The sequence below is a fragment of the Synechococcus sp. PCC 6716 genome (assembly GCF_022570815.1).
Classification (GTDB): domain Bacteria; phylum Cyanobacteriota; class Cyanobacteriia; order Thermosynechococcales; family Thermosynechococcaceae; genus Thermosynechococcus; species Thermosynechococcus lividus.
Genome location: NZ_JAKLTU010000006.1, coordinates 35,756 through 60,168, shown reverse-complemented (window position 1 = coordinate 60,168; position 24,413 = coordinate 35,756). Strand labels below are relative to the sequence as shown.

The window sequence follows — 24,413 nt, the reverse complement described above, 5'->3', positions numbered from 1 at the left end:
TACTTAAACTGGCGACGATTGATCTTAAGAAATACGGTTCGTCCACTGATGCTTAAATCTCGCACTAGATACCAATGATTCTGGTGTAAATGACAACTTTTTTGTTGGCAACGTGGGCAAATCGCCTCGGTTGTCTTTGCTTCCACTATAAGAATCAATTCTCCCGCAACATCGGTATAATCTTCAACCTCAATTCCAGGTAGGTTGAGTAGATCAGTTAGAAGTAGCTGCATATCTCAGATTTCGTATAGCATGTTACATTAGCATACCAAGTCCGATAGACCCAGATGGTATGCAGTTATTATAGATGCCGATTTACGTGAATAGCAACCGTATGAGAGAAGATGGTACACAGCTAAAATCGACTCGTCATTGCAAGTATCAGTCAGGACATCACTTTGTCTGGATTCCGTTCAAGCGCCGCAAAATATTTACCAACGAAGCAATCATTGAAGCAATCAAAAGGTATGTGACTGAAGCGACTGAAAACAACGATATGGAACTAATCGCCATTGAGGTAGACCGAACCTTGATGGATCATGTTCATGTGTTTGTGTCGTTTCCTCCTAGAATGTCAGCTTCTCAGGCGGTGACCATCATGAAAGGGTACAGTTCAAGACGGCTCAGAATGGAATTTCCACATCTCAAAAACCTGCATGAAAAATCCCAACTCTGGGAACACAGTTATTATTGGGGTACTACCGGGAACGTTTCAGCCCAGACAGTGAAACGGTATATCGAAGAATGTCAAGGCTGACTCTGCCTACTGCCGTAGGCGCGGGAATCGTTCTGTATCCCCGTCGTGAACGAGCGAGGTTTTATCCGGTTCCCGAACCCTCCAGTTTCTATAAGCCGATTTGTCTAGAGTTTGATTAGGGATGAAAATATCAAAGAGTATTCTTGGAGGTTGGCATGAATGGCCTAGGGGCAGCACCAGAGATTTTGATTGAAACTCGCAACCTCAACAAGTACTTTGGCGATCGCCATGTGCTAAAAAACATTAACTTTAGGGTAGCCAAGCAAGAAGTTGTAGCACTCATTGGCCCCAGTGGCTCCGGTAAAAGTACCTTGCTACGATGTTTGAATGGCCTCGAAACCTATCAGTCCGGCAGCATTGTCATCCTTGGTCATCGCTTGCCGCCTGTGGCTACGCCGCAACAGTTGAAGGTAATTCGCCGCGATGTGGGGATGGTGTTCCAAAACTTTAATTTGTTCCCCCACATGACGGTGCTACAAAATATTATCGAAGCGCCGATACTGGTGCGCAAACTACCAAAGCGCCTGGCTACGGACATGGCCGAGCATTTGCTGGCAAAGGTGGGGCTAGCAGAGAAACGGCATGTGTACCCCAACCAACTTTCGGGCGGGCAAAAACAGCGGGTGGCGATCGCCCGGGCACTCGCCATGCAACCGCAAATTCTCCTCTTTGATGAACCCACCTCTGCCCTTGATCCGGAACTGGTGGGGGATGTCTTGGCGGTGATGCGGCAGTTGGCCGAGGAGGCGATGACGATGGTGGTTGTCACCCACGAGATGCAGTTTGCCCGCGAGGTCTCCTGTCGGGTGGTGTTTTTGGCAGAGGGGCAAATTATTGAAGAAGGGTCGCCCCACGAGCTATTCCGCCATCCGCAGCAGGAGCGTACCCGTCTCTTTTTAGAGCGTGTGCTCGTGAGGCACTAGCCCTTATAAGCCTTAATGCATTTTTCCACTAAGGGCTGCACGGCATCCACATCCTGCCAGCCAAGGATTTCAGTGATTTTCTTTTGCAGGTTTTTGTAGGTGCGGAAGAATTCAGCAATTTCCTCGAGGCGGTGCGGTGCCACATCTTTGAGGGATTTGACCTCGGCATAGCGGGGATCTGCAGCAGGCACGCAGAGAATCTTTTCGTCGCGATCGCCACTGTCAATCATTTCCAACATACCAATGGGACGTGCCGCGATCACACAGCCCGGAAAGGTTGGCTCATCCATCATTACCAAGCCATCGAGGGGATCCCCATCATCGGCGAGGGTATTGGGGACAAAGCCATAGTCGTAGGGATAGTTCACCGCTGAGTAAAGGACGCGATCGAGGGCAAAGGCATTCATGTCTTTGTCAAACTCGTATTTGTTGCGGCTGCCACCGGCAATTTCCACTAAAACGTTGATCACTCCCGGCTTGGGCTGGGCAGGAATACGGCTGAGGTCTAAACTCATAGGAATGGATTAAGGGTGAAATTGACAACAACAAAATAACCAAAAATAATCAAAGGCATTCGATGCTGTAGCTGAATGCTTCTGCATTGTACCGTCTTAGGGGGCCAAACTCGAAAAGCGGATGTTAGCTTGAGCCATCCGCTGCAACGCTTCCCCTAGGCGATCGCAGTTGGCAATTAAGCTGATGCGCACGTAGCCCTCACCCCCCTCGCCAAAGGCATTGCCCGGAGTCACAACCACGCCAGTTTCCTGAAGGAGCTTCAGGGCAAAGTCCGTCGAGCCAAGCCCCGGAGGAGTCGGCACCCACAAGTACATCGTGGCTTTTGTGGGCGGAATCTGCCAGCCAAGTTCTGCCAAGCCGCGAATTAAAAAATCCCGTCGCTGGCGGTAGCGATCGCACACCGCGGTCAAATAACTATCCGGCAAGCTCAGGGCAACTTCAGCGGCCTTTTGCAGCACCGAAAAAACCCCATAGTCTAAATTTGTTTTCAGGGTGCGCAGCCCTTGGATAATATGGCGGTTGCCCACTACAAAGCCAACCCGCCAGCCCGCCATATTGTAGGTTTTCGAAAGGGTGTGAAACTCCACTCCAATCTCCTTGGCGCCGTCAATTTCTAGCAGGCTCGTGGGCTGATAGCCATCAAAAGCCAGCTCGGCATAGCACAGGTCATGAACCAAGAGAATGTGGTACTCCCGCGCAAAGGCTACGATCTCTTCAAAAAATGCGCGAGGAGCAGTAGCGGCGGTGGGGTTACTCGGGTAGTTAAAGTACAGCACCTTGGCTTGGCGAGCCACATCTGTGGGAATCTCGCTCACGTCAATAAGCCACTGTTTCTCAGCCTTAAGGATAAGAGGATAGATATTGGCACCGGCGATCGCCGGCCCGCGAAAATGAGCCGGATAGGCGGGGCTGGGAACCAGAACCACATCGCCTGGGTTCACGTAGGCCAAGGCGAGGTGAGTCAGTCCCTCCTTAGACCCCAACAGCGGCAGGGCTTCGCCATCGGCATCGAGGGAGACATTGTAGCGACGGTCATACCAGCGGGTAATCGCTTGCCGGAATACCGCTGTTCCCTCGAAGGGCGGGTAGCCATGATAGCTGGGTTCCTCAAAGGCAGCGATCGCCGCCTCAATCACTGGGCGGGGTGCCGCACCATCGGGGTTGCCCATCCCCAAATCAATGAGATCCAGACCTTGCTGGCGGGCTTGTAACTTTAGCTCGTCAAGACGGGCAAAGACATAAGGGGGCAACGCTCCGAGGCGATCGGCAGGCGCAATCCAATCTAGACCCATTCAACGGGCACTCCCATCCATCACCTTAGAGGTATAGCCGACCAGCGTGGACACCATGGCTTCTAGCACTAATTCCGGGGTCACGGCAAAGGGCAGGTAATGAATATCCGACTCAGGCGCACAGGCCACGGTGGCCGCGTACTGGAGTTGTGCCAAACTTGCCTCCTGCAAGCCTAACTGCTGAAGGTTGAGGGGTAAGCCCACCTGCTCATAGAACTGGCACAGTTGCTGCCGCGCACTGGTCGCTAGTTGACTCCCCTGCACCAATTCTTCCAATCGTAATTGCACTAAAATGCCGTAGGCCACTTTTTCGCCGTGGAGGGTATGCTTACTTTGGGGCAGGTGGGTGAGGCCATTATGGATGGCATGGGCAGCAACAGTACGACACTGGGCACCCCCTAGGCCACCGATTATCCCCGCTACTAAGGTGGTGGCATCCACCACATTCTCCCACACAGGGCTACCCACCTCGTTGAGAGCACTCACAGATTGCTGTAGTAACAAGTCCCGCAAAACTCGCGCCTGCTGAACTGCGGCGACGGTGAGGGTGGCCTGAGTGCTGCCGCTACTCACAGAGGCTTCGTACCACTTGGCAAGAGCATCGCCAATACCCGCTACTAGGGTGCGCTTGGGGGCACTCTGTACCAAGGCATAGTCTAGAAGCAGGAGATCGGGGCAGCGCTTTAGGGGAACATCGTAAGCAAAAGCGCCAGTCTCGGTGTAAATATTGGCTAAGGCCGTCCATGCTGCACAGGTTGCTGCTGAGGTAGGAATCGTAACCACCGGCACGCCTAATTGATCTGCCAGTAGCTTTGCGGTATCAAGAGCCTTCCCACCCCCAATCCCGATGATGAGATCACACCGGTGATCCGTTGCCTCCTGCTGCAATGTGGTTAGGGTCGCTTCGCTGCATTCACCGTGAAAGGTTCCCACCTTTAACTCAAGGCGTTGGGCGATCGCCCCTAAGTCGGCCTCTATGGATTGGTAGCGCCGTGGAGAGGCTACCACCAAGGCACGCTGCCCTAGATGGGCAATGGCCTCTCCAGCTTTAGGGAGAATCGACCACCCTCGATAGACGTGGGTTGGCGCAACGCACAACAATGAAAGATCAGCCGCAGTCACAGGCACGATAAAACCTACATGCTCTAGATACCTTGGCACATAGACGTTATCGAACTAGTGCCATAGAGATCTATATTAGTTACTTTTCTGCTGACTTTCTGTTTGCACGTACAAGATAATGAGAAACACCGTTGGCACCAGTACAAACATCGCGGTTGCCACTAAGCCGAGATCGTTGACTTCCATAGTGTCCTGCTTTCTGTTGACTAAGGTTTAAGTAGGGTTACGCTACAGGCTAAGCTGGCCAGATCAGTGGTTATGGCGGCTCATGCACCCGAGCAGCCCATGAATCAAGCGCAGATAGACTGCAAGAGTTATCATACCCCATTGCGCTCTAGGCTTGAATGATTCCCTTAGAGCTAGGGATTTGCTGGTCACGTCGTGGGTCAATGGCGATCGCCATCCGTAGTGCCCGCGCAAAGGCTTTGAAGGTGGCCTCAATGATATGGTGAGAGTTCAAGCCGTCAAGCTGCCGCAGGTGCAGGGTCATGCGGCTGTGGTTCACTAGCGCCACAAAAAATTCCCGTACCAGTTGGGTATCGTAGGTGCCCACCCGTTGAGTGGGAATATTCAGTCCGTAGCTGAGGTGGGGACGACCGGAGCAGTCTAGTGCCACCTCCACTAAACTTTCATCAAGGGGAGCAACAAAATGGCCAAACCGCTGAATACCCCGGCGATCGCCCAAGGCTTGGTCTAAGGCCATCCCCAAAGTAATTCCCACATCCTCATTGGTGTGATGATCGTCAATGTGAGTATCTCCGGTGGCCTGCACCCGTAAATCTAGTAAGCCATGGGAGCACAACTGATCCAGCATATGATCCAAGAAGGGAATTCCCGTGTCATTGTGGGCTATTCCCGTGCCGTCTAAGCACACCTCGACGTGAACACGGGTCTCCTTGGTTTGGCGATCAACAATCGCCTGCCGTGGCAGCACCTCACGACCTTGAGGGGTAGATACGTCAGAAACCATCATGGACAGGTTAGTTACTAGGCGTTGGCGTGGCCGGCGTTCCCGTGGCTGCCGGAACCGTGCCAGCGCGCGGAAACGGCACATCCACAAAGCCCAATTCTAGCAATTGCTGATACGCTTTTTGCCCCAGTTCGCGGGTGGGGTTTTGACTGCGGATAATTTCCACAAGCAGGGGCACCGCTAGCTCTGGTTGGTTATTTGCCCGATAGACAAGGGCAAGCTGAAACGTGGCTTGATCTCGCAATTGCGCAGTTTCCAGTGCCCGTCGTCGGCTACTGTCGGCGGCATTGCTATCAATCCCCAAAAAACTTGAACTCAGGGATTGGTAAAAATTGGACAGTTGGTTCATCACGGTACGCGCTTCCAACAGCTTCCGTGCCGCTAAGGGATAGTTACGGCCACTCACTGCCGCTGCCGCCTCATCCATGAGTCGTTTGCCTCCCTCGATGGTATAGACCGAGCCACCGGCGGGAGGGGTCGGAGCTACAATTTCAACACTTGGCGACGCTGTTTGAGCCAGCACCGCTCGGGTCGGTACTCCCAGCAGTACAACCCCAAGCAGGAGGGATGATCTTGACCAGTTGGCAGAGGTGGTAACGGGCATGGTGCTGACCCTTTATAAGATGGAGGCAGTCAAGACGACAATTGACAACGGGTATCTTATCACCAAGCATGACAAAGAGTTTACATTTAAGGTTCCAATTCCCAAGATTTCTGAGGCAGTGGGTATGGTAAATCCCTCCCGCCAAGGTGCAGCGGCCAACGATGCCATCCGTGAACGCCGCCGTCAACTGCAAAGTAAGCGTCGCTGGCGGCAACTAGCTGGTTTATGGCGAACAATGGTGCTGTTGGGGTTGACTGGCGGGCTGGTGTGGGGGCTGACACTGCCCGACTGGATTATTCGTCGCCCCGATCAAGTGCAGATTCGCGGCAATGTGTTGCTCAAGACAACGGCCATTCAAGCCCAGCTAGCCCTAGATTATCCCCAATCCCTGCTGCGGCTACAGCCTCAACCCCTGATTCAAAGCCTAGAGGCAACCTTACCGCTACAGCGAGTCACCATTGCCCGCCAACTTTTTCCTCCCCAGCTCATCGTTGAGGTACAGGAACGCTTACCCGTGGCCGTCACCACCTGTCGCCAGTGCTTGGTGATCAGTGAAGGGGGGCAACCCCAAGGCCCTGCTAGTCGCTGGTTTATTGACGCGACAGGGGCGGTGGCTCCTAGTACCAGTTACCAAGCAACTGCCCTGAATCCGGCTCCCACACTGATGATTCAGGGGTACTTTGTGGCAGTGAGTACGCCATCTCGCCCCAATGTGCTGGCGGTCTCCCGCGATCGCCAACAACAATGGCAGCAGCTTTACCGCCTCCTGCAACGCCAATCCCTGCCGATTATTGCGATAGACTGGCGCAATGAGCAAAACTTAATTGTGCAAACACCGTTGGCACCCGTGCATCTTGGCGCAGTGCAGTGGAACAGCCATGTCCTTGAGCAACAACTGATGGCTTTGGTAAATTTGCAGCAACTCCCTGACTATCTGGATCCGCGCCAAATTGTTTTTATAGATTTGGTGAATCCTCAGGAACCCCTTGTGCAAATGCGCAATCAGCCCACGCAGCAACCCTTGCCACGGCAGACCCCTTAGTGCCCCCAATAGCTTGGAATACTGCTATGCCAATTGATTTAGTTTATCCATCCACGCTGTTGCTCACCAGTCTATTAGCCATTGGCTTTGTCTTTTTTGTGCGAGCCTCCACGAAGGAGCGCTTAGAAACAAAGGTGTGGGCGATCGCCCGTCCAGTCGCCGAGGTGGGCGACCTGCTGAAGCAGTATTTTCAACAGCGGGGGTATCGGCTGCACTCGGTGAGCAGCGATGGCCGACAGGTTACGTTTCAGGGAACCGTGGCCGCTAGTCGTTTTTTAGCGGCTCTCCTCTTTGGCTTGGCGGTCGCTGGAGCCACCTGTATTGCCCTAGCTGTGACGGTGTTGTTTCCCCCAAGGGGGATTTTAGCCTTTGGCTTGGTGGGCTTGGCGCCTGTGGCACCGTGGTTTTACTGGCGCGGGGCGCAGCGGGTTGAAACGGTTCAATTAGTTTTAGAGCCGCAGCCTGAGCACACGCAAGTCACCATGAGCGGGCATCGCGATGAGTTAATTGCCTTTGCCAAGTATCTGGCCACGTTGGTCTGAGGACTGCTTGGTAAGGGAAGGGCGGGGAGTATGTCACAATACCTCTAGGTTGCTGCATGAGGAGACCTATGGATACCCGCGCCTTTAAGCGATCGCTACACAGTTCTGGAAATTATCACCGCAAAGGGTTTGGCCACGGGGAAGTAGTCAACGAACAACTTCAAGGAGAGTACCAAAGTTCTCTCATTCAGCAAATTCGTGATAATGGCTACCGCTGGCAGCACGGCGATGTCACCATTCGTTTGGCGGAAGCCTTTGGCTTTTGCTGGGGGGTGGAGCGCGCCGTTGCCCTTGCCTACGAAACCCGCACTCACTTTCCCACAGAGCGCATCTGGATTACCAACGAAATTATCCACAATCCGTCGGTGAATGAGCGGCTGCGGCAGATGCAGGTGGAGTTTATTCCCGTCCTTAACGGCGTGAAGGATTTTAGCAATGTTGCGCAGGGGGATGTTGTGATTCTGCCTGCCTTTGGGGCAAGTGTGCAGGAGATGCAGTTACTCAATGAGCGCGGCTGCACCATTGTGGATACGACGTGTCCGTGGGTCTCAAAAGTGTGGCACAGCGTTGAGAAGCACAAAAAAGTGAGCTTCACCTCAATTATTCACGGCAAATATAATCACGAAGAAACGATTGCCACGAGTTCCTTTGCGGGGACGTACTTGATTGTGCTGAACCTTGAGGAAGCCCGCTACGTTTGCGATTACATTCTCCATGGGGGCGATCGCCATGCCTTTATGGCAAAGTTTGCCAAGGCAGCATCAGCGGACTTTGACCCAGATCGAGACTTGGTGCGGGTGGGGATTGCCAACCAAACAACAATGCTCAAGGGTGAAACAGAGCAGATTGGTAAGTTATTTGAGCGGACGATGATGCAAAAGTATGGCCCCGACCAACTGAACAATCACTTCCAAAGCTTTAATACCATTTGCGATGCCACCCAAGAGCGGCAGGATGCCATGCTGTCCTTGGTTGAGGAACCCCTTGATTTGATGGTGGTGATTGGGGGCTATAACTCTTCCAATACAACCCACCTCCAAGAAATTGCTATTGAGCACGGCATTCCCTCGTACCATATTGACGCTGCCGATCGCATCGGGCCTGGCAATCGGATTGAGCATAAACCGCTCAATCAGGAGTTAACCGTAGCCGAAAACTGGCTTCCCGATCGCCCAGTGACTATTGGGGTGACTTCGGGAGCCTCAACCCCTGACAAGGTGGTGGAGGACGTTCTCCAGAAAATTTTTGCCCTCAAGGCACCCTGCCTCCTCTAGCGGGACTTAAAGGTTACCACGGCGCACAGCCAAGAGGAACACCACCATAGGGCCAGCAAGACCAATCATGCTAATCATCGTCAGTTGGGCAATGACTTCAAAGTTAATGTTGGCGACAAAATCAATAATTCCGTTGAAGATTCCCATAGGTTCTCCCGAGCAATCAGCGGTAGGTCATTGTGGTTCTATTTTACGGCAGGTTGGAGCACTCTAAGCATGGCAACATGGCAATGTATGCAAGGCTGTGGGGCGTGTTGCTATCTCGACTTGAGCGATCGCCCAGAGGTGGCCACCATCCTTGATGAGGCTGAGTTTGCCCTGTACCAATCCCTGATTGGTGAGGATGGCTGGTGTATTCACTTTGAGCCAATCACCCGCCGCTGCCAAATTTATGCCGAGCGTCCGCGCTTTTGTCGCGTTACCCCTGAGGTGTTTGCCGATCTGTACGGTATTACGGCTGAGGAACTAGACGAGTTTGCGATCGCCTGCTGTCGTGAACACATTAGCGATCGCTACGGTGAGCGCAGCTTGGAGCTACTTCGCTACGAGTATGCCCTGACACAGTCTCTAGCGGATAGCTAGGGGAGAAGATAGCGGTTGCCGGGTTCCTGCTGCACCACCCCGAGAAGTTCTAGGGTCAGCAGTTCAGCCGCCACAGTGCCGGTATCGAGGGGTACTGCCTGCACAATGTCATCAAAGGCAATGCTGCCAGTGTGCCCTTGGACGCTGAGGTGACTCAGGGTTTGCAAAATTTGCTGCTGTTGAGGCGTCAGCTGTGGCACGGCTGGGGGAGAGGGTAGCTGAAGGGGAGGCGTTTGCCCCAGTTGTTGCAGCAGTGCTTCTTCCCCCAAAATAATGTGTGCTCCCTGATTCACTAAGCTAAGTCCCCCCTTGGAGCGATGGTTATCGAGGTGACCCGGCAGAACATAGACATCGCGGCCATACTCGGCAGCATAGCGTGCCGTAATCAGGGCACCGGATTTGAAGGGGGCTTCAACAATAATGACCGCGCGGCACAGACCAGCAATAATGCGATTGCGGCGCGGAAACTGAGCGCGATCCGGACTAGTACCACGGGGATACTCACTCAAGAGCGCACCGCGCTGTACCAGTTGCCAATACAGAGCTTGGTTTTCGGGTGGGTAAATCATATCCACCCCAGTGGCTAAAACGGCGATGGTGCTGCCACCACTCTCAAGGCAGCCCCAATGGGCTTCAGCATCAATGCCAGCGGCCATCCCCGAGGCCACGACAAAGCCAGCTTGGCCTAGGCAGTATCCCAGCTTGCGTGCCCAGCGGCGACCGTATTCCGATGGATCTCGGGTGCCCACAATGGCGATCGCCCCCTGTGCCGACGTGAAGACACTCGCACCTAAGGTGCCACCGTAGTACAACAGGGGGGGTGGATCCGGAATTTCCGTGAGGAGGTGGGGATACCCTGTGTCACCATAGACCCAATGCTGCGGGTTTTGCCGAGCGTGCTCCGCATAGGCGCGTTCAGGAGTATCACTAGATCGCTGCTGCTCAATCACCGCCAAGAGTTTTGTGCCAATCCCCTCTACGGCTCCTAGGTCACGCAGCGGCGCCTCCCATGCCGCTTTCAGCGTGCCAAAGTGTTGCCGTAAGCGTTGCAACAGTACCGGCCCAATGCCGGGAACCTGTGCCCAGCTATACCAGTAGGCCGCATCGGTGGGAACAGCCACTGGCGATCGCTAGTAAGCTTCCTGAAGTTCGTAAAAGTCAGGGGTGATGTAATCCTTGCGCAAAGGCCAGCCCACCCAATCTTCAGGCATGAGTAACCGTTTCAGGTGGGGGTGCCCCTCATAGACAATGCCAAACATATCGTAGGATTCCCGCTCTTGCCAGTCCGCTGTTTTCCAAATCCAATACACTGAAGGAACCCGAGCATCATCCCGCGGCACAAATACCTTGAGGCGAACTTCTGGGGGGCGATCGGCCGCATCGCTCAGCTTAATGAGATGGTAGGTGCTCACTAACTCTTGCCCCGGACCAGCATCGTAGGCCGCTTGGCACTGTAAATAGTTAAAGCCATCGGCGTAAAGTGCTTGACAAACGGCTAACAGACAATCGCGATCCACCTTCAGCAGCTCTACTCTAGAGGCATCAAGCCCTAAGTATTCTACGGTCAGGTTTTGAGACTGCAACCAGCGGCTAATCGGGCCTGCCTCAACAATAGGGGCATCGCTATGGGGGGTATCAGTCATGGGTTGGCTCCAACACTATTGCAGAACGGCGAGAGATACATACACAAAGTCAGAAGTTCAGGATAGCTACGACCATTCCAGCGCGCGCTTACGCCATGCATAGACCAAGGCAACCACAAGCACGGCAATGAATATCAAGGCTTCGATAAAGGCCAGCACCCCTAACTGGTGGAAGGCCACTGCCCAAGGGTACAAAAACACCGTTTCCACGTCAAAAATAACGAACACCAGCGCGAACATGTAGTAGCGAACATTGAACTGAATCCATGCGCCACCAATGGGTTCCATCCCCGATTCGTAAGTGGTGAGGCGGATCATCCGGCCTGACTTGGGTCGGACAGCGGCGGAGGCCGCAAGGGCAAGAACCGGTACTAACCCACAAATGAGCAAAAAGCCAAGAAAATACTCGTAGCCCGTGAGAACAAACACAGTTGCAGCGCACCTTTCTATGTTGGAATCGCTACCATTTTGACACACTCCCCCAGCAATCGCTAGGCTAGGGATCAATAGAAAAAACTAAATCCACTAATAGCAAATTATTAGCAATGTCAGAGGCTACTGTTTTATGCTTCGGTGAGGTTCTCGTTGACTGCATCGAAGGAGATGATGGGGCAGAGGAATGTTTTCTGGGGGGCGCACCCGCGAATGTGGCCTGTGGCTTGGTCAAGCTGGGGGTACCTACGGCATTTTTGGGGGCGGTTGGGGAGGATGCCTTAGGGGAGCAAGCGCGATCGCAATTGGCCGCTATAGGGGTGGATGTTAGTAGCATGGAGACCATCCCCAGTGTGCCGACTCGACAGGTGCGGGTCAAATTGAGTGCCACGGGCGATCGCCAGTTTGTGGGCTTTGCCCCCGCCAATACCTTAGCCTTTGCCGATACCCAATTTCTAGGGAGCACCATTTCCCCTAGGCAGGTCGCAGCGGCGCGGTTTCTGGTCACAGGAACCCTTGCCTTAGCCACTGAGCCAACGGCAACCACTCTCCGGAACCTTGTGCAGCAGTTGCACGCCCAAGGTAAAGATATTTTAATTGATGCCAATTGGCGGCCTATTTTTTGGCCAAATACTGAGATGGCGGTGGCGCAAATTCGTCCTTTTTTGGAAGCCGCCAATTTTCTCAAGCTGGCGAAGGAAGAGGCAGAACTATTTTTCTCTAGTAGTGATCCCCAAGTGGTTTATGGCCACCTCTGGGGGGATGTGGGCGATCGCGCCGTTGTCATTACCGATGGCGGTGCCCCCATTCGCTACTGTTGGCATGGCCACCTTGGCACGATTGACCCCCCATCAATGGCAGTTGTGGATACGACGGGGGCAGGGGATGGGTTTGTGGCGGGGTGGCTCTATCAATTGCTCACAGGCACACCGGAAGACTATCGCCAACCAGACTGGCAGCACGACTGTTTACAGTTTGCAGTTGTTGTCGGTGCCTTAGTGACGACCCAAAAAGGGGCGATCGCCGCCCAGCCTACCCTTGAAGAGGTTACAGCATGGCTTCGGGATCATCCTCAAAGAAAAATAAAGATGTCGTGATTGGGGGTACTGCCGTCTGCAATGAGGAGGGAAGGGAGTCTGCCCTAGTGGGAGCGACTGCTAAGGAGCAAGCGCGCCAAAACCCCCGCACAGGCACATTTAATTTTTCACACGTTCCCCCACGCCGCCCTTCGGAATGATAGAAGGAGCAAAAACGACAGGTAGGGGGGGGAATCACTGGGGTATCCATCGCGGGGATCAACTCCGAAGCAATAAACCTCTACCTCCATCCTACGAAATTGCCACAGGTCGATTTTTATCTGATCACAGGTTCAAACCCATCGCCATAGGCTATTTCAGCGATCCCCATTTCTAAAAAGAGCTTTTAGAATCTTTTCATACTTACGCAATGTTTCGCAACATTATGGCAATAATTTTTATCAAAACAATAAAAAAGGTTATGCTCTCTTGAGCATAACCCTGACCTTATCTTTTATCTTGCTAACGAGAGGATGCCTTAGCGAACGGGTGCGGAGGTTGGTGCCTTCACTGGCAGTAAGAACAGCTTCACCATTTGCACCACGTTAGAGAGATAGAGGGGGAGCTTTTTCAGGAACCCACCGCCCGCACGGGCGATCTCGCTGAGCTTCGCATTGTTCTCAACACATTTCTCAAGGCGAGGGTAGAATTCGGGATGATCGACATCCAAAATAATGGGGAAGACTCGCCCAGCAGTCTCATTGGTTTTAGCAATCACCTCGCGATCATACTCCCGGGCATCGAGGCCAATGGCTGCATAGAACTTCGCACGCTGCAGATCGTTGAGGTACATTGTGGCAAAGACCGACAGGAGGAAGAAGCGGCACCAGAGGGTGGGTGGCAGCCAGCAGATCATGAAATAGCGTGCCCATTTCTTGCCTGACAACGAGAGCGGCATTTCTTTAAGTTTTTGCCAGAAGGAACGGGGGCGATCCAGCATCTGTGGCTGGGCGCGCATAATGGCATCAAAGAAGTCCCCGTGGCGGTTTTYATCTTGGCACCAATTTTYAAAGAAGCGGAAAATTGGGTAGATGCGATGCTCAGGGTGCTTCTCGAGATGGCGATAGATGGTGATATAGCGCCAGTAGCCAATTTTTTCAGAGAGGTACGTGGCGTAGAAAATGAATTCTGGCTCAAAGTAGGTATAGCTGCGACTTTGGGTGAGGAACCCCAAATCAAGGGATAAGTTAAAGTCCGACATGGCTTTATTGAGGAAGCCCGCATGGCGCGCTTCATCCCGAGACATTAGCGCAAAGCATTCTGCCAGTACTGGGTTGCGATCTTTAAGCTTGCGGCTCAGTTCTTTGTACAGCAGGAAGCCAGAAAATTCTGCGGTACAGGAGCGCTCTAGAAATTCAATGAAGAGTTGCCGCGTTTCGCCATCAATGTGATCCCACGATTGCTCAAATTCCGCATCCCGCACAAAGTGGTGGCGGTTGTAGTCGGTGCGGAATTCTTCAAGGATAGCCTGAAGTTCTGCCTCATTTTCAGTGATGCTCATTTCCGCCATCGCTTCAAAATCGGTGGTGTAGAAGCGGGGGGTGAGGATGGTTTCTTGAGCGGGGGCTTTGACGCCCGGACGCAGTTCTTCAAACTCGGGCTTAGCTACGGTATTGACCATAAAACGCTGTGTCTCGCTGTCGCTAACGGCACTCTATAGAGCATGGTAGCGAAAATACGACACTGCATTACGGCTCATTACAGAACCGTTACATTCTGCTAGGGATGAAACCAACGGTTCCATAGGTTTTGCAGGCGATCGCCCCAGGAGGCTGACCAGTCTTGAGTCGCCAGCTCCTCTAGGAGGGATTGCCCCAAGGGGGTAAGGCGATAGCGATCGGTCAACCCTTGGCCATCGACTTCACGGCGCAGTAGGCCAACTTGGATCAACCAATCCAGTTCCGCTTCGACTACTAAGGCTGGCAGCGGCGATCGCGTAAAGCCCGCTTCCACCCCCTTGTGGGCAGCAATTTCTAAAAGCGCAACACTTCCTTGCTGCATCGCACGGAAGAGTTGGGGTAAAAATGGACTACACCGCAGGGCGCGATCGCCCCGTTGGCGGACATGGACGGAATAGGGAATGGGCACAGTGTCTTTACGTTGCAGAAGCACTACCTAGCCGTGGCCGGAAAACTGGGTATCGATAAGGGTGGCGCGATCGTTGGCGGAGTTACTGACTGCCGGACTGGCAGGCGAGGGAGACTTAGCGGCTGGTGACGCTTCAGGTCGCCCCATCCGCCGATCCGGAACGACCACACGCTCCATAATAAATTCAATGGTGCCTTTGCGTAACCAACCTCGCGCCACTAGGATATCGCCAAGGCGAGCACCCGTAGAGCGCTGATCCGCAAGCGCAACTTCAATTTGGGCTGGGGTGACTAACTCTGCTTCAACCAGATAATTCCCTAGGCGTTTTGTATAGCTATCATCCTGTGGCCGTTGAATAAACGGGCGGTTTTTCGCTGGGGTCGCTGGCGCTGCGGGCACATCGGGTAGGCTTTCAGCCATTGCCCGATCGCCGGCCAAGGCAACCAAGCAATCTTTGATCTTCATTAAAATCTCAGCAGCACGCCGGGGCTGATTCTGATGTGCAGCTTGCTCCAGTAGCCGTGCTTCGGCTTCAACAAGCGTCTGCCGCGAGGCAACCGCAGCGACCTGCAGAATACGTGCTTGCTGCTGAAGAGCAGCCATATCGTGCTCCAGCAGTGCTTTTTTACATTGCTTGAGGACAAGAGATCCCTGTTTGAGCAGGACTTTTTCGGCGGCAGTGGTCATAGTCAAGAACAGTGAGCGTTTGCTATTGGGGGGTTATATCTATTTTTTAGTCGGTTTTTTTAGTCGGTCAATGCTCGCTGTAGCTTACAAGGCTATCAGTTTTCAAAGGCTACCGACAACTCAACACGTTATGCTTATCCTTGTGCTTTTACTATAATCTTTTTTGCGGTGGCGATCGCGAGAAGTACAAATGGTTTCACAATTATTGTTAAAAACACCCCGATGGGCTGGAAAGGGTGGCACACTGGCTACAAGCGCTCTCGAATTGGGATGAGGACCATGAACAGTTGTGTACTCTTTGCCGAGGTCATTGAGGCTCCGGAACTGCGTTATACCCAAGACAACCAGATGGCGGTGGCAACCATGGTGGTGCAGTTTCAGGGCATTCGTAGTGAGGAGCCACCGATGAGTTTGCGGGCAGTGGGCTGGGGTGGCCTTGGCCAAAAAATGCACGCTGAGTGCCATGTGGGCGATCGCCTGATCCTTGAGGGTCGCCTCAAGATGGATACCATTGACCGTGCTGAAGGCTTTAAGGAAAAGCGAGCGGAATTGGTTGTCAGCCGGTTTTATGCGGTGGAGGGCAATGTGGTTGATCATGTGGCTCACCCCAGTAGTGTTCAGAGTGCCCCTAAGGTGCCCGTCGCACCACCGCCGCCAGAGGATTTGAATCTCGACGAAGTGCCGTTCTAGCCCTTAGCTGCCATCCCCAAGCGTAACGTTAGAAATTGCCATGGCTTTAAGCGGGTTGGCCACGGCAGGGACTGCGGGGGAGCTTCTAAGAAGTTGTGCTGCTCTGTGGGGTACCACGGTAGCAAGCTAGGCTGAAGGGTGAAGGTGCCCCCGTCGCCGTAGGCATCGGCCACTCTCAGGATCCAGCCCCTAGCGTCTTCGGCCTGCTTCAGCGCCATCAGGTGGAGGTTTGGGTCAGACCATGCCAGCAGTGAGCCATGACTGGGTAGGGAACCTGAGGTTGATAGGGGGGCGATCGCCGCCGTGAGGGGGTGGTTAAAGGCTGCTGCTTGATCGGGCACCCGTGCCTTCTGCCACGATTGACTGTGGGGAAATAGGCCATAACTGAAGTGGTGTTCACCGCGATCGCTGTGGGGATCCGGCCACGTGGGCGATCGCAACAGCGTTAATTGCAGTTGTTGGGGCTGGGCATCCACCCCATGCTTGCAATCGCTCAAGAGGCTCAGCCCGTACTCTGGCGTGCTTAAATCTACCCACGTGAGAAAGGGCACCTCCCACTTCGCTTGGGCATGGGGGTCTAGATCACGATTGGGAAGCGTGGGGCGCTCTGTGATACCGCCGGGGGTTTCACAGGTGATAGTTGGTGCACTGATGGCCAAGGGAAACGCGGCTTTTAGCAGAATATGCGCTTCGTGCCAGTCAAGGGACGTGTCAATACGCAGCCATGGAGTCTGGTACTGCAGGACATACTCTTGCTGAATCCGTGAAGACTGGAATCGCCACGTCACCCGCAGCCGTTGCTCCAGTTGATGCCAGCAAACCCATTCAATGGACTCTAAGGTTGCCCCTGTCAGTGGGTGCTGGGCGTAGTTTGGGTCAATATTCCACGCATCCCAGTACTGGCCTTGATCGCGGAAAAATCTCAGTTGATTGCCCGGCCCTCCCAAGCAGGGGCGGTGGTTGAGTTTATCGTAGAGGTTGGTAATTTCCCCTGTCGTGGGGTCAATCTCTACGTGGAGATAGTCATTTTCAAGGACATAGCCGAGGGGCGGGGTTGGCAGCCCATCCGGTTGGGAGCGCGGACACACCCACAGCAGGTGATAGCCTACACGGGGGATGTCTTGCGCCCAAAAGCTCAGGCACTGTTGGGGTAGGTTGAGTTGCGTTGGTAAATCGTAATCACCGCGCGGGCAATAGACGCGCCACGAGGGAACCGCTGCGGGCAGATCCGCCAAATTAAGGTGAATGACCCCAGCGCGATCGCCATTCAAGCCATTAAAGATCACTACTGGAATAGCACCCGTTTCTGGGGGAGATCCATCGGCGATCGCGGTGAGAATGGCTGCTTGAGCTTGGCTGAGCAGGTTTTGGGTGCTGTCAATGAGGGTTTGCCAAGTGGGGTTAACCTCGGCATAGACCTCAGGGATAGAGGAACCCGGCAGAATATCGTGAAACTGGTTAAACAGCAATTGTTGCCAGAGAGCTTTGAGGGTGGTTTGGGGATAGGGGGTAGCGGTGGCGATCGCCGCTAGGGTTGACCATAGCTCTGCCTGTTGCAACTGCCGCTGGGCGCGATCGTGAACCGCTTTTTGATCGCCGTGGCTGGTGTAGCAACCGCGATGGAATTCTAGATACAGTTCATCACACCAGATTGCCTGAGGAGGGGTTTCAGCCATCAACTGATCGAGGTAGGAGCGCACCGGTGTCCACTGCCACTGCGGCCCAATCCCTCCTAAGCGCTGCCAACGCCGCACGATCTCAGCCATGTCAGCGGTGGGGCCACCCCCGTGGTCCCCAACCCCCGGCAGCCATAAACTGCGCCGCGAGCCAGTTTGCTGAAACCACTCCTGAGCATAGGCCGCCATCTTCACCGGATCAACCCCTTCGCCGATGGGGGCAGACATCAAACTGGGCAGGCGTGCTCCCGCTGCATCCTGCCACTGAAACCAACCGTAGGGAAAGCGAGTGGTGTCGTTCCAGCGGAGTTTTTGGGTGACAAAGTAGCGAATCCCCGCCTCGGTTAGGAAGCTAGGCAACCGCGCCGGAAAGCCAAAGGTATCCGGTAGCCAAGCAATGGGGCTGACCTCCCCAAACGCCTGTTGTAGGTAGTGTTGACCGTAAAGAAGTTGGCGGACAATGGACTCACCACTAATGAGGTTTAACTCCGGCTCCACCCACAGTCCAGCCGCAATATCCCACCAGCCCTGCGCGACAGCAGTTTGAATCGCCCTAAACAAAGCGGGAGCATGGTGTTCCAGATGGGCATATAACGCCGGGGTGGAATGGGTAAAGGTCAATTCTGGGTAATTTTTTTTCAGGGCTAGCACTGAGGCAAAGGTGGCCTGCGCAACAGACCACGTTTCAGAAATCGGCCACAGCCAAGCAAGGTCGAGGTGGGCATGGCCGCACAGATGCATCTGAAATTGGCGCAGTGGTTCGGCGCAGTCCTGTAGGCGATCGTGGAGGTGATGGAGGAGGGGATCTAAGCGATCGCCCCCTGTTTCCAAGAGCTTAGCGAGCAACGGTGCGAGGGCGTTGGCCTCTACGTGTTCTGCAAACGTTTCTAGAATCTCTAGCTCAGCGGCCACAAACCCAGGGTCAACCCCCTCAGGTGATTCCCATAGGAGTTGCGAGCGCACCAACGCCCCCTCATCGTGGTGGGGACTGACCAATTCCACGACAACATCCCACGTCTGGCCGGGGGTCACGGCCACGTCAAGGCACAACCGCACGGAATGGTCAAATAAATCACCATGGTGTACCGCCTGGCCATTCACATAGACTGTGGCTCGATCTGCCCACCAAGTGAGCGCCAGCCGCAGCGTTAACCCCGCAACAGCGTAGCCCTGAACTGCCGTAGGAACCGTAATCCGCTGTCCTAACCACAGCGGGTGTCCCCCTTTGTCCCAAGCTAAATGTCCCTTGGCATTGCAAGGGTAGGGCAGACCCTCTGCGGGCAAGGGGTGGGCGTGGGGCGCAACGGCACACCACTGCCGCTGTAGATCAATGGTGGCCAGCTGGCATAGAAATTGACGGCTTTTTTTGAGCAATTCTGATAAAATCATAAAAAATAGTTAATCTCGCCGCGATCGGCCTAGGCCACTTGCTATGCTAGAGAAGTGAGGGCTCGTGATGATTGTTTGGCGTTTTTGGCTGACCCGCTTATCCACCTATACATAGCCCACTCACACTGTTTTCTGGGGAGGAGTGACCCAATGGTAACCCGATTTGAGCAGTGGCGGGGKATTTTAACCTCCTCACTCTGTGCGCTACTCACGGCTGTGGTGGTTCCCCCCCTGACGCTTGCCCAACCTGACGTAACCCCACCGAAGGCAGATCAGTTGCTGCAAGTAGTGCCCACGGCCACTGACCCTCTGCAAAGCCCCTTTCCCCTACCGTGGACGTGGATTGAGCAGGGACACGAGGCAGCCCTAAAGGCGCAAAAGCCCCTCTCCTACCGCCAGCAGACAGCCCGCTACGTTTCCCCCGATGGTCGTTATGTGGCGGAAGCCACCCTCTACTTTCAGGCGGCACCCCAGGCGTTCGAACAACAGTTAACGAGCATACTGGAGATTACCGACCTGCACACGGGCGATCGCCAGCGCATCGACAGCCTTCAGGAAGTCCCGCGAGAGTTTTTAGCAGAGGTGCCTCGCCACCAAGGCTTGATTGCGGTATTAGTGCCGGTGGGGTGGTCGCAACGCGATAATCGTCTCTTGGTACGCCAGTTTATGGGGTTATTTGCGTCAGACCTCGTCACGGATGCCGCTTGGATTTGGCAGCCTGGGCGCGGCCATGTGGCAACAGTGTATCCCACGGCAGCCGACTATGACGTTGCAACGCTTTTGGGCTGGAGCCACACGTACCCGGATCAGGTGCTCTTTCAAACCCACGTGATGGGGGACGCGCAGGCAACCCTTTGGGCGGTGGATAGTCATGGCAGCACCCAACTGGCCCAGGGCGATCGCCCCGCGGTCTATGGCACCACCCTACCAGCGACCGCCACTGCCCGCCAACCCTAGGTATGGGGAACCTGCCACCGACCCTGTCGATCGTCATTCCCTGTTTTAACGAAGAAGCCAATCTGGATGAACTATTTCAAGAACTATTGCCAGTCTTGACACAGTTAGGGTTGCCCTACGAAATTATTTGCGTCAACGATGGCAGTCGCGATCGCACACTCAGTGGGTTGCTCCAATGGCGCGATCGCCACCCCACGATTAAAATTCTCGATTTGTCCCGCAACTTTGGTAAAGACATTGCCCTCACCGCTGGGATTGATGCTGCCACGGGGTTGGCGGTTATTCCCATGGATGCGGACTTACAAGACCCGCCCGAGGTAATCCCTGACCTTGTGGAGCGCTGGCAGCAGGGATTTGATGTCGTTTATGCCACCCGACAGCGGCGGCGGGAGTCGCTCCTGAAGCAATGGACGGCGCACGGCTTCTATGCCTTGCTGCAAGGACTGAGTTCTGTGCCTATTCCTGCCAATACGGGGGATTTTCGGCTGCTAGATCGACGGGTGGTGGAAGCCCTCAAACAATTACCAGAGCGAGGACGCTTTATGAAGGGACTGTTTAGTTGGGTGGGGTATCGCCAAACTGCGGTTTATTTTGAACGGCCAGCTCGCCGTCAAGGCCAGAGCAAGTGGAGCTACTGGCAATTGTGGAATTTTGCCCTAGGTGCCATTTTTGCCTTTAGCGTCAAGCCCCTACAGGTGTGGCTCTACGTTGGCCTGATGATCTCTGGGGTGGCGTTGATCTATGCCCTGTGGCTGGTCGTGCGCACCTTGCTTTTTGGTGCCGACTTACCCGGGTACCCCTCCCTCATGGTGGCCATTTTGTTTATGGGGGGGGTGCAACTGCTGACCCTTGGCATCATTGGTGAGTACATTGGCCGCATTTACGAAGAAGTCAAACAGCGTCCCCTCTACCTTGTGCGCGATCGCTATGGTCTTGACCCGACACCTGCTGCAAATAGCGATCCAGCAAACTAATCATCACCGCCGGACACTCCAACTGGGGGGTTAGCCCCACCTCAGGCACAGTGTCAAAGGCACGAATCGCCTCTGGATTCAGTTCAGCTAAGCGTTGCCCCACACGCAGCGGCGGCAACTTGGCCTGCTCGCCCCACACGATATAGGTCGGTACCGTTAAGTGGGGCAAACGATGGCTAAGATCGCAACAGAGATCCCCGCGCACAAAGGCCAGTGCCGCAATTTCTGCCCCTTCTGCCTGCGCCACTTGGGTGTAGGTGGCAATCATCTGTGGGCTGATTCGTTGCGGCTGCGCAAATTGCTGATTCACCATAAACGACCGCACCCCCAAGGGATTGGCTACCGCCAGCCGATAGAAGACCACATCTAGGTAAGGTTGGCGAGCCAATTGGGCAATGAGGCTCTGACGGTAGTCTTGGCCAAAATCACTCAGACCCGTTGGACACACCAGAATTAAGGCACGAACGTACTGTGGCTGGGCGATCGCCGCTTGGATCGCAAACGCCGCCGTCAGCGAAGACGCAATCACCACCGCTGGCTCAGTTGCTAGCTGGCTGAGGCATTCACTGATGTGGGCGGCGTAGGCTGCAACCGTGTAGGGCTGAGCTACATGGGCAGAGGCACCCCATCCGGGCAAATCTAGGGCAAACACAGGATAATCCGCAGCAAAGGCAGGGTACACAGCTGACCACTCGTAAGAACTGGAGCCTCCCCCGAGACCATGCCAAAAAAACAGCGGTGGCGTTGTAGCCCCGAGGTTGAAGTCATTTGTTCTATAGACCACATCGCCTGTTCTATAGACCACATCGCCAAGACTAGTGGTGAGGGTGCGCGATCGCAAACTCTTGATCATGATATTCCCTAAACTAAAGAAACCTGCTACGATAATAAATCGCGCTGAATTAGACTGGTAGTAACAGGCTGCCCCTGTGCCCGAAGGAGTTCCGCCGTGACCAAAAGCACCGAAGGCGATAAGCCCAGCAGTGGCTTCAACCTCACTGAGTTTTTCCGCGAGACCAAGGAAGAGCTCAACAAAGTGGTGTGGCCCGATCGCCAACGTTTAATTGGCGAATCTGCTGCTGTGATTTTAATTGTCTCTCTTTCAGCAGTCGTTATCTACTTGGTTGATGAACTTTTTCGCTGGTTGGCGAAACTTATTTTTTAGGCAGCCCACAAGGATTACACGTACGCGCCTATGGCTAGCGAATTTACAGATTACGATCAGCAGGATCCCCTCAATGACAGCATGAGTACCACGGATGACGAATCCGTAAAATCGGCAAAGCGATTTTGGTACGCTGTGCAAGTGGCCTCCGGCTGCGAAAAAAAGGTTAAAAGCACCATTGAGCAGCGGCTGCATACCTTAGATGTCGCTGATCGTATCTTCCGCATTGAAATTCCCCAAACACCAATCATCAAAATCAAGAAAGACGGCTCACGCCAAACCATTGAGGAAAAAGTGTTTCCGGGCTATGTGCTCATTCAAGTGCGGGCACAGCAGTCGCCAGACACCGGTGAGTGGCAGATTGATGATGAAGCATGGCAGGTTATCAAAAACACCCCCAATGTCATTAACTTTGTAGGTGCCGAGCAACGGCGGAGTACCGGCCGCGGGCGAGGGCACGTCAAACCCATGCCCTTGAGTGCGGCAGAAGTGGATCGCATCTTCCGCAAAGTCCAAGAGCAAGAGCCGGTTCACCGCATTGATCTCAACAGTGGTGATAAGATCAAAGTTCTCAGTGGCCCGTTCAAAGACTTTGAGGGTGAAGTTATTGAAGTCAGCCCTGAGCGCAGCAAGCTCAAAGCATTACTCTCGATTTTTGGCCGCGAAACACCGGTTGAACTCGAAGTGAATCAAGTGGAAAAAGAAGGATAGGACGCTCAATCACTATGGCGAAAAAAGTCGTCGCAATTATTAAGTTAGCGATTCAGGCAGGTAAAGCCAACCCTGCCCCTCCCATTGGCCCTGCCTTGGGTCAGCACGGTGTGAACATCATGATGTTCTGCAAAGAGTACAACGCTCGCACTGCCGATCAGGTGGGTACCGTTGTACCGGTGGAAATTTCGGTCTATGAAGATCGCAGTTTTACCTTTGTTCTGAAAACGCCGCCCGCCTCGGTGCTCATCCAAAAAGCGGCAGGGATCGAGAAAGGCTCTGGGGAGCCCAACAAAAAACAAGTCGGCAGTATTACCCGCGCCCAACTGCGGGAAATTGCCGAGAAAAAAATGCCAGACCTCAATGCCAATGACATTGAGGCGGCCATGCGCATTATTGAAGGGACGGCGCGGAATATGGGGGTTGCCGTCACCGACTAAGGGGTTTTCGTGTGTTCGCTGTTAAATTGTTGTGTTGGGGGAGAAACCGAGTTTCGCTTGCACCCCGTGGAGGTTAACCAAATGCCTAAACTCTCGCGACGACTGCGTGACCTCTATGCCAAAGTAGAGGATCGCCCTTACCCACCCCTTGAAGCACTCCAACTGCTMAAGGAAACCGCCACTGCTAAATTTCCGGAATCGGCAGAAGCCCACATTCGTCTAGGGATTGATCCTAAATATACGGATCAGCAATTGCGAACCACTGTGGCGCTCCCCAAAGGCACAGGGCAAACCATTCGGGTGGCGGTTATTGCCCGGGGTGAAAAAGTGACGGAGGCCAGTGCCGCTGGTGCCGATGTGGTGGGGTCTGAAGAGCTGATTGATGAAATCCAAAAAGGGCGGATGGACTTTGATTTGCTGATTGCCACCCCAGATATGATGCCCCAAGTGGCTAAGGTGGGTCGAATTCTTGGGCCGCGCGGCCTCATGCCCTCTCCCAAAGCGGGGACTGTGACCTTTGATCTGCCCCAAGCGATTGCTGAATTTAAGGCCGGTAAGGTCGAATTCCGCGCCGATCGCACCGGAATTGTTCATGTCCTTTTTGGCAAAGCGAGCTTTAGCGCTGAGGATCTGCTGGTGAACCTGAAAGCCTTGCAGGAGGCCATTGATCGCAACCGACCCAGCGGTGCCAAGGGGCGCTACTGGCGCAGTGTCTATGTAACGGCGACCATGGGGCCGAGTATCCAAGTGGATATTAATGCCCTGCGGGAGCTGAAGCTGGCGGACGTGGCCTAAGGAGGAGTTGCCTATTGCCCAAACCCAAAAAATTGAGTTCTTGAAACCGAAGACCGCAGGGGTCTG

30 protein-coding genes and 1 other annotated feature (1 of these 31 cut by a window edge) are annotated in these 24,413 nt (G+C 54.1%); of the genes, 14 read left to right on the top strand and 16 right to left on the bottom strand.

What is annotated here, in order from left to right; genetic code table 11:
- Positions 1 to 233, bottom strand: a 233-nt coding sequence (locus tag L5220_RS05435; RefSeq protein ID WP_499572192.1) for a transposase family protein, incomplete at its 3' end; no start/stop codon positions are given.
- A gap of 74 nt (positions 234 to 307) precedes the next feature.
- Here L5220_RS05435 and tnpA point away from each other — a divergent pair.
- Together tnpA and L5220_RS05425 are read left to right on the top strand one after the other, a co-directional pair.
- Positions 308 to 757 carry an IS200/IS605 family transposase gene (gene tnpA / locus L5220_RS05430; protein WP_499572190.1) on the top strand — a complete coding sequence of 150 codons (450 nt, stop codon included), beginning with the start codon at positions 308 to 310 and terminating at the stop codon, positions 755 to 757.
- 155 nt (positions 758 to 912) lie between these two features.
- On the top strand, positions 913 to 1,680 hold the full coding sequence (locus L5220_RS05425) for an amino acid ABC transporter ATP-binding protein (RefSeq protein WP_499572188.1): 768 nt from the start codon (positions 913 to 915) through the stop codon (positions 1,678 to 1,680).
- On the opposite strand, the gene L5220_RS05420 is transcribed toward L5220_RS05425, so the two are convergent.
- The 6 genes from L5220_RS05420 to L5220_RS05395 all read right to left on the bottom strand — a co-directional run bounded on the left by L5220_RS05420 (position 1,677) and on the right by L5220_RS05395 (position 6,184).
- Complete coding sequence (locus L5220_RS05420; RefSeq protein ID WP_099799546.1) at positions 1,677 to 2,195, bottom strand: inorganic diphosphatase; 519 nt, start codon at positions 2,193 to 2,195, stop codon at positions 1,677 to 1,679. The genes L5220_RS05425 and L5220_RS05420 overlap by 4 nt on opposite strands.
- A gap of 96 nt (positions 2,196 to 2,291) precedes the next feature.
- Positions 2,292 to 3,488 (bottom strand): aspartate aminotransferase, encoded by a 1,197-nt coding sequence (locus tag L5220_RS05415; RefSeq protein WP_448514080.1) that lies wholly within the window; start codon positions 3,486 to 3,488, stop codon positions 2,292 to 2,294.
- Positions 3,489 to 4,619, bottom strand: coding sequence for an iron-containing alcohol dehydrogenase family protein (locus L5220_RS05410; protein ID WP_448514081.1), 1,131 nt, complete (start codon positions 4,617 to 4,619; stop codon positions 3,489 to 3,491).
- 66 nt (positions 4,620 to 4,685) lie between these two features.
- Positions 4,686 to 4,796: a photosystem II reaction center protein PsbM gene (gene psbM, locus L5220_RS05405; RefSeq protein WP_099799548.1), complete on the bottom strand. Its 111-nt coding sequence runs from the start codon at positions 4,794 to 4,796 to the stop codon at positions 4,686 to 4,688.
- Positions 4,797 to 4,944: 148 nt separating this feature from the next.
- Complete coding sequence (gene hisB, locus L5220_RS05400) at positions 4,945 to 5,580, bottom strand: imidazoleglycerol-phosphate dehydratase HisB (protein WP_499572194.1); 636 nt, start codon at positions 5,578 to 5,580, stop codon at positions 4,945 to 4,947.
- Positions 5,581 to 5,590: 10 nt separating this feature from the next.
- A complete protein-coding gene (locus L5220_RS05395; RefSeq protein ID WP_099799549.1) occupies positions 5,591 to 6,184 on the bottom strand; it encodes a hypothetical protein in 594 nt (197 codons plus the stop codon).
- A gap of 124 nt (positions 6,185 to 6,308) precedes the next feature.
- Here L5220_RS05395 and L5220_RS05390 point away from each other — a divergent pair, with 124 nt between their 5' ends.
- The 3 genes from L5220_RS05390 (at position 6,309) to L5220_RS05380 (ending at position 9,042) form a co-directional block, all read left to right on the top strand.
- Entirely contained in the window at positions 6,309 to 7,226 is a 918-nt protein-coding gene (locus L5220_RS05390; RefSeq protein WP_499572185.1) for a cell division protein FtsQ/DivIB, read from the top strand.
- 26 nt (positions 7,227 to 7,252) lie between these two features.
- Positions 7,253 to 7,768, top strand: a complete 516-nt coding sequence (locus tag L5220_RS05385) for a cofactor assembly of complex C subunit B (RefSeq protein ID WP_499572183.1) — start codon at positions 7,253 to 7,255, stop codon at positions 7,766 to 7,768.
- A gap of 68 nt (positions 7,769 to 7,836) precedes the next feature.
- Complete coding sequence (locus tag L5220_RS05380) at positions 7,837 to 9,042, top strand: 4-hydroxy-3-methylbut-2-enyl diphosphate reductase (protein WP_499572181.1); 1,206 nt, start codon at positions 7,837 to 7,839, stop codon at positions 9,040 to 9,042.
- A gap of 6 nt (positions 9,043 to 9,048) precedes the next feature.
- Here L5220_RS05380 and psb30 read toward each other — a convergent pair whose 3' ends face one another.
- Positions 9,049 to 9,189, bottom strand: coding sequence for a photosystem II reaction center protein Ycf12/Psb30 (gene psb30 / locus L5220_RS05375; protein WP_099799551.1), 141 nt, complete (start codon positions 9,187 to 9,189; stop codon positions 9,049 to 9,051).
- 69 nt (positions 9,190 to 9,258) lie between these two features.
- On the opposite strand from psb30, the gene L5220_RS05370 reads away from it, so the two are divergent.
- Positions 9,259 to 9,624, top strand: coding sequence for a YkgJ family cysteine cluster protein (locus L5220_RS05370; protein WP_099799552.1), 366 nt, complete (start codon positions 9,259 to 9,261; stop codon positions 9,622 to 9,624).
- On the opposite strand, the gene dprA is transcribed toward L5220_RS05370, so the two are convergent.
- From dprA to ndhC, 3 genes are all read right to left on the bottom strand, one after another.
- Complete coding sequence (gene dprA, locus L5220_RS05365; protein WP_499572179.1) at positions 9,621 to 10,745, bottom strand: DNA-processing protein DprA; 1,125 nt, start codon at positions 10,743 to 10,745, stop codon at positions 9,621 to 9,623. The two genes, L5220_RS05370 and dprA, sit on opposite strands and share 4 nt — an antisense overlap.
- Before the next feature lie 9 nt (positions 10,746 to 10,754).
- On the bottom strand, positions 10,755 to 11,267 hold the full coding sequence (locus tag L5220_RS05360) for an NAD(P)H-quinone oxidoreductase subunit J (RefSeq protein ID WP_499572176.1): 513 nt from the start codon (positions 11,265 to 11,267) through the stop codon (positions 10,755 to 10,757).
- 66 nt (positions 11,268 to 11,333) lie between these two features.
- Positions 11,334 to 11,696, bottom strand: coding sequence for a photosynthetic/respiratory NAD(P)H-quinone oxidoreductase subunit C (ndhC, locus tag L5220_RS05355; RefSeq protein WP_099799555.1), 363 nt, complete (start codon positions 11,694 to 11,696; stop codon positions 11,334 to 11,336).
- 116 nt (positions 11,697 to 11,812) lie between these two features.
- On the opposite strand from ndhC, the gene L5220_RS05350 reads away from it, so the two are divergent.
- Complete coding sequence (locus tag L5220_RS05350) at positions 11,813 to 12,796, top strand: carbohydrate kinase family protein (protein WP_499572174.1); 984 nt, start codon at positions 11,813 to 11,815, stop codon at positions 12,794 to 12,796.
- Between the two features lie 457 nt (positions 12,797 to 13,253).
- Here L5220_RS05350 and acsF read toward each other — a convergent pair whose 3' ends face one another.
- From acsF to L5220_RS05335, 3 genes are all read right to left on the bottom strand, one after another.
- Positions 13,254 to 14,396, bottom strand: coding sequence for a magnesium-protoporphyrin IX monomethyl ester (oxidative) cyclase (gene acsF, locus L5220_RS05345; protein WP_499572172.1), 1,143 nt, complete (start codon positions 14,394 to 14,396; stop codon positions 13,254 to 13,256).
- Between the two features lie 98 nt (positions 14,397 to 14,494).
- Positions 14,495 to 14,887 carry an Npun_F0494 family protein gene (locus tag L5220_RS05340; RefSeq protein ID WP_227517411.1) on the bottom strand — a complete coding sequence of 131 codons (393 nt, stop codon included), beginning with the start codon at positions 14,885 to 14,887 and terminating at the stop codon, positions 14,495 to 14,497.
- 3 nt (positions 14,888 to 14,890) lie between these two features.
- A complete protein-coding gene (locus tag L5220_RS05335) occupies positions 14,891 to 15,550 on the bottom strand; it encodes a cyclic di-GMP-binding domain-containing protein, MshE-related (protein WP_499572170.1) in 660 nt (219 codons plus the stop codon).
- 279 nt (positions 15,551 to 15,829) lie between these two features.
- Between L5220_RS05335 and L5220_RS05330 the strand changes: the two genes are divergently transcribed.
- The gene (locus tag L5220_RS05330) at positions 15,830 to 16,240 is read left to right on the top strand and encodes a single-stranded DNA-binding protein (protein WP_099799557.1); all 411 of its coding nucleotides are present in this window, start codon (positions 15,830 to 15,832) and stop codon (positions 16,238 to 16,240) included.
- Here the strand turns inward: L5220_RS05330 and L5220_RS05325 are convergent.
- The gene (locus tag L5220_RS05325; RefSeq protein WP_499572168.1) at positions 16,237 to 19,305 is read right to left on the bottom strand and encodes an alpha-mannosidase; all 3,069 of its coding nucleotides are present in this window, start codon (positions 19,303 to 19,305) and stop codon (positions 16,237 to 16,239) included. The two genes, L5220_RS05330 and L5220_RS05325, sit on opposite strands and share 4 nt — an antisense overlap.
- A 150-nt stretch (positions 19,306 to 19,455) precedes the next feature.
- On the opposite strand from L5220_RS05325, the gene L5220_RS05320 reads away from it, so the two are divergent.
- Together L5220_RS05320 and L5220_RS05315 are read left to right on the top strand one after the other, a co-directional pair.
- Positions 19,456 to 20,262 carry a hypothetical protein gene (locus L5220_RS05320; RefSeq protein WP_448514228.1) on the top strand — a complete coding sequence of 269 codons (807 nt, stop codon included), beginning with the start codon at positions 19,456 to 19,458 and terminating at the stop codon, positions 20,260 to 20,262.
- 2 nt (positions 20,263 to 20,264) lie between these two features.
- Positions 20,265 to 21,236, top strand: a complete 972-nt coding sequence (locus L5220_RS05315; protein WP_448514229.1) for a glycosyltransferase family 2 protein — start codon at positions 20,265 to 20,267, stop codon at positions 21,234 to 21,236.
- Here L5220_RS05315 and L5220_RS05310 read toward each other — a convergent pair.
- Entirely contained in the window at positions 21,154 to 22,089 is a 936-nt protein-coding gene (locus L5220_RS05310) for an alpha/beta fold hydrolase (RefSeq protein ID WP_499572165.1), read from the bottom strand. The two genes, L5220_RS05315 and L5220_RS05310, sit on opposite strands and share 83 nt — an antisense overlap.
- Positions 22,090 to 22,185: 96 nt before the next feature.
- On the opposite strand from L5220_RS05310, the gene secE reads away from it, so the two are divergent.
- The 4 genes from secE (at position 22,186) to rplA (ending at position 24,347) form a co-directional block, all read left to right on the top strand.
- Positions 22,186 to 22,401, top strand: a complete 216-nt coding sequence (gene secE, locus L5220_RS05305; RefSeq protein ID WP_099799561.1) for a preprotein translocase subunit SecE — start codon at positions 22,186 to 22,188, stop codon at positions 22,399 to 22,401.
- A gap of 81 nt (positions 22,402 to 22,482) precedes the next feature.
- Complete coding sequence (gene nusG / locus L5220_RS05300; RefSeq protein ID WP_376787948.1) at positions 22,483 to 23,112, top strand: transcription termination/antitermination protein NusG; 630 nt, start codon at positions 22,483 to 22,485, stop codon at positions 23,110 to 23,112.
- 14 nt (positions 23,113 to 23,126) lie between these two features.
- Positions 23,127 to 23,552, top strand: coding sequence for a 50S ribosomal protein L11 (gene rplK / locus L5220_RS05295; protein WP_099799563.1), 426 nt, complete (start codon positions 23,127 to 23,129; stop codon positions 23,550 to 23,552).
- A gap of 81 nt (positions 23,553 to 23,633) precedes the next feature.
- Entirely contained in the window at positions 23,634 to 24,347 is a 714-nt protein-coding gene (gene rplA / locus L5220_RS05290) for a 50S ribosomal protein L1 (RefSeq protein WP_099799948.1), read from the top strand.
- Between the two features lie 28 nt (positions 24,348 to 24,375).
- Positions 24,376 to 24,413: a sequence feature (ribosomal protein L10 leader region), on the top strand; it runs 101 nt beyond the window's last position.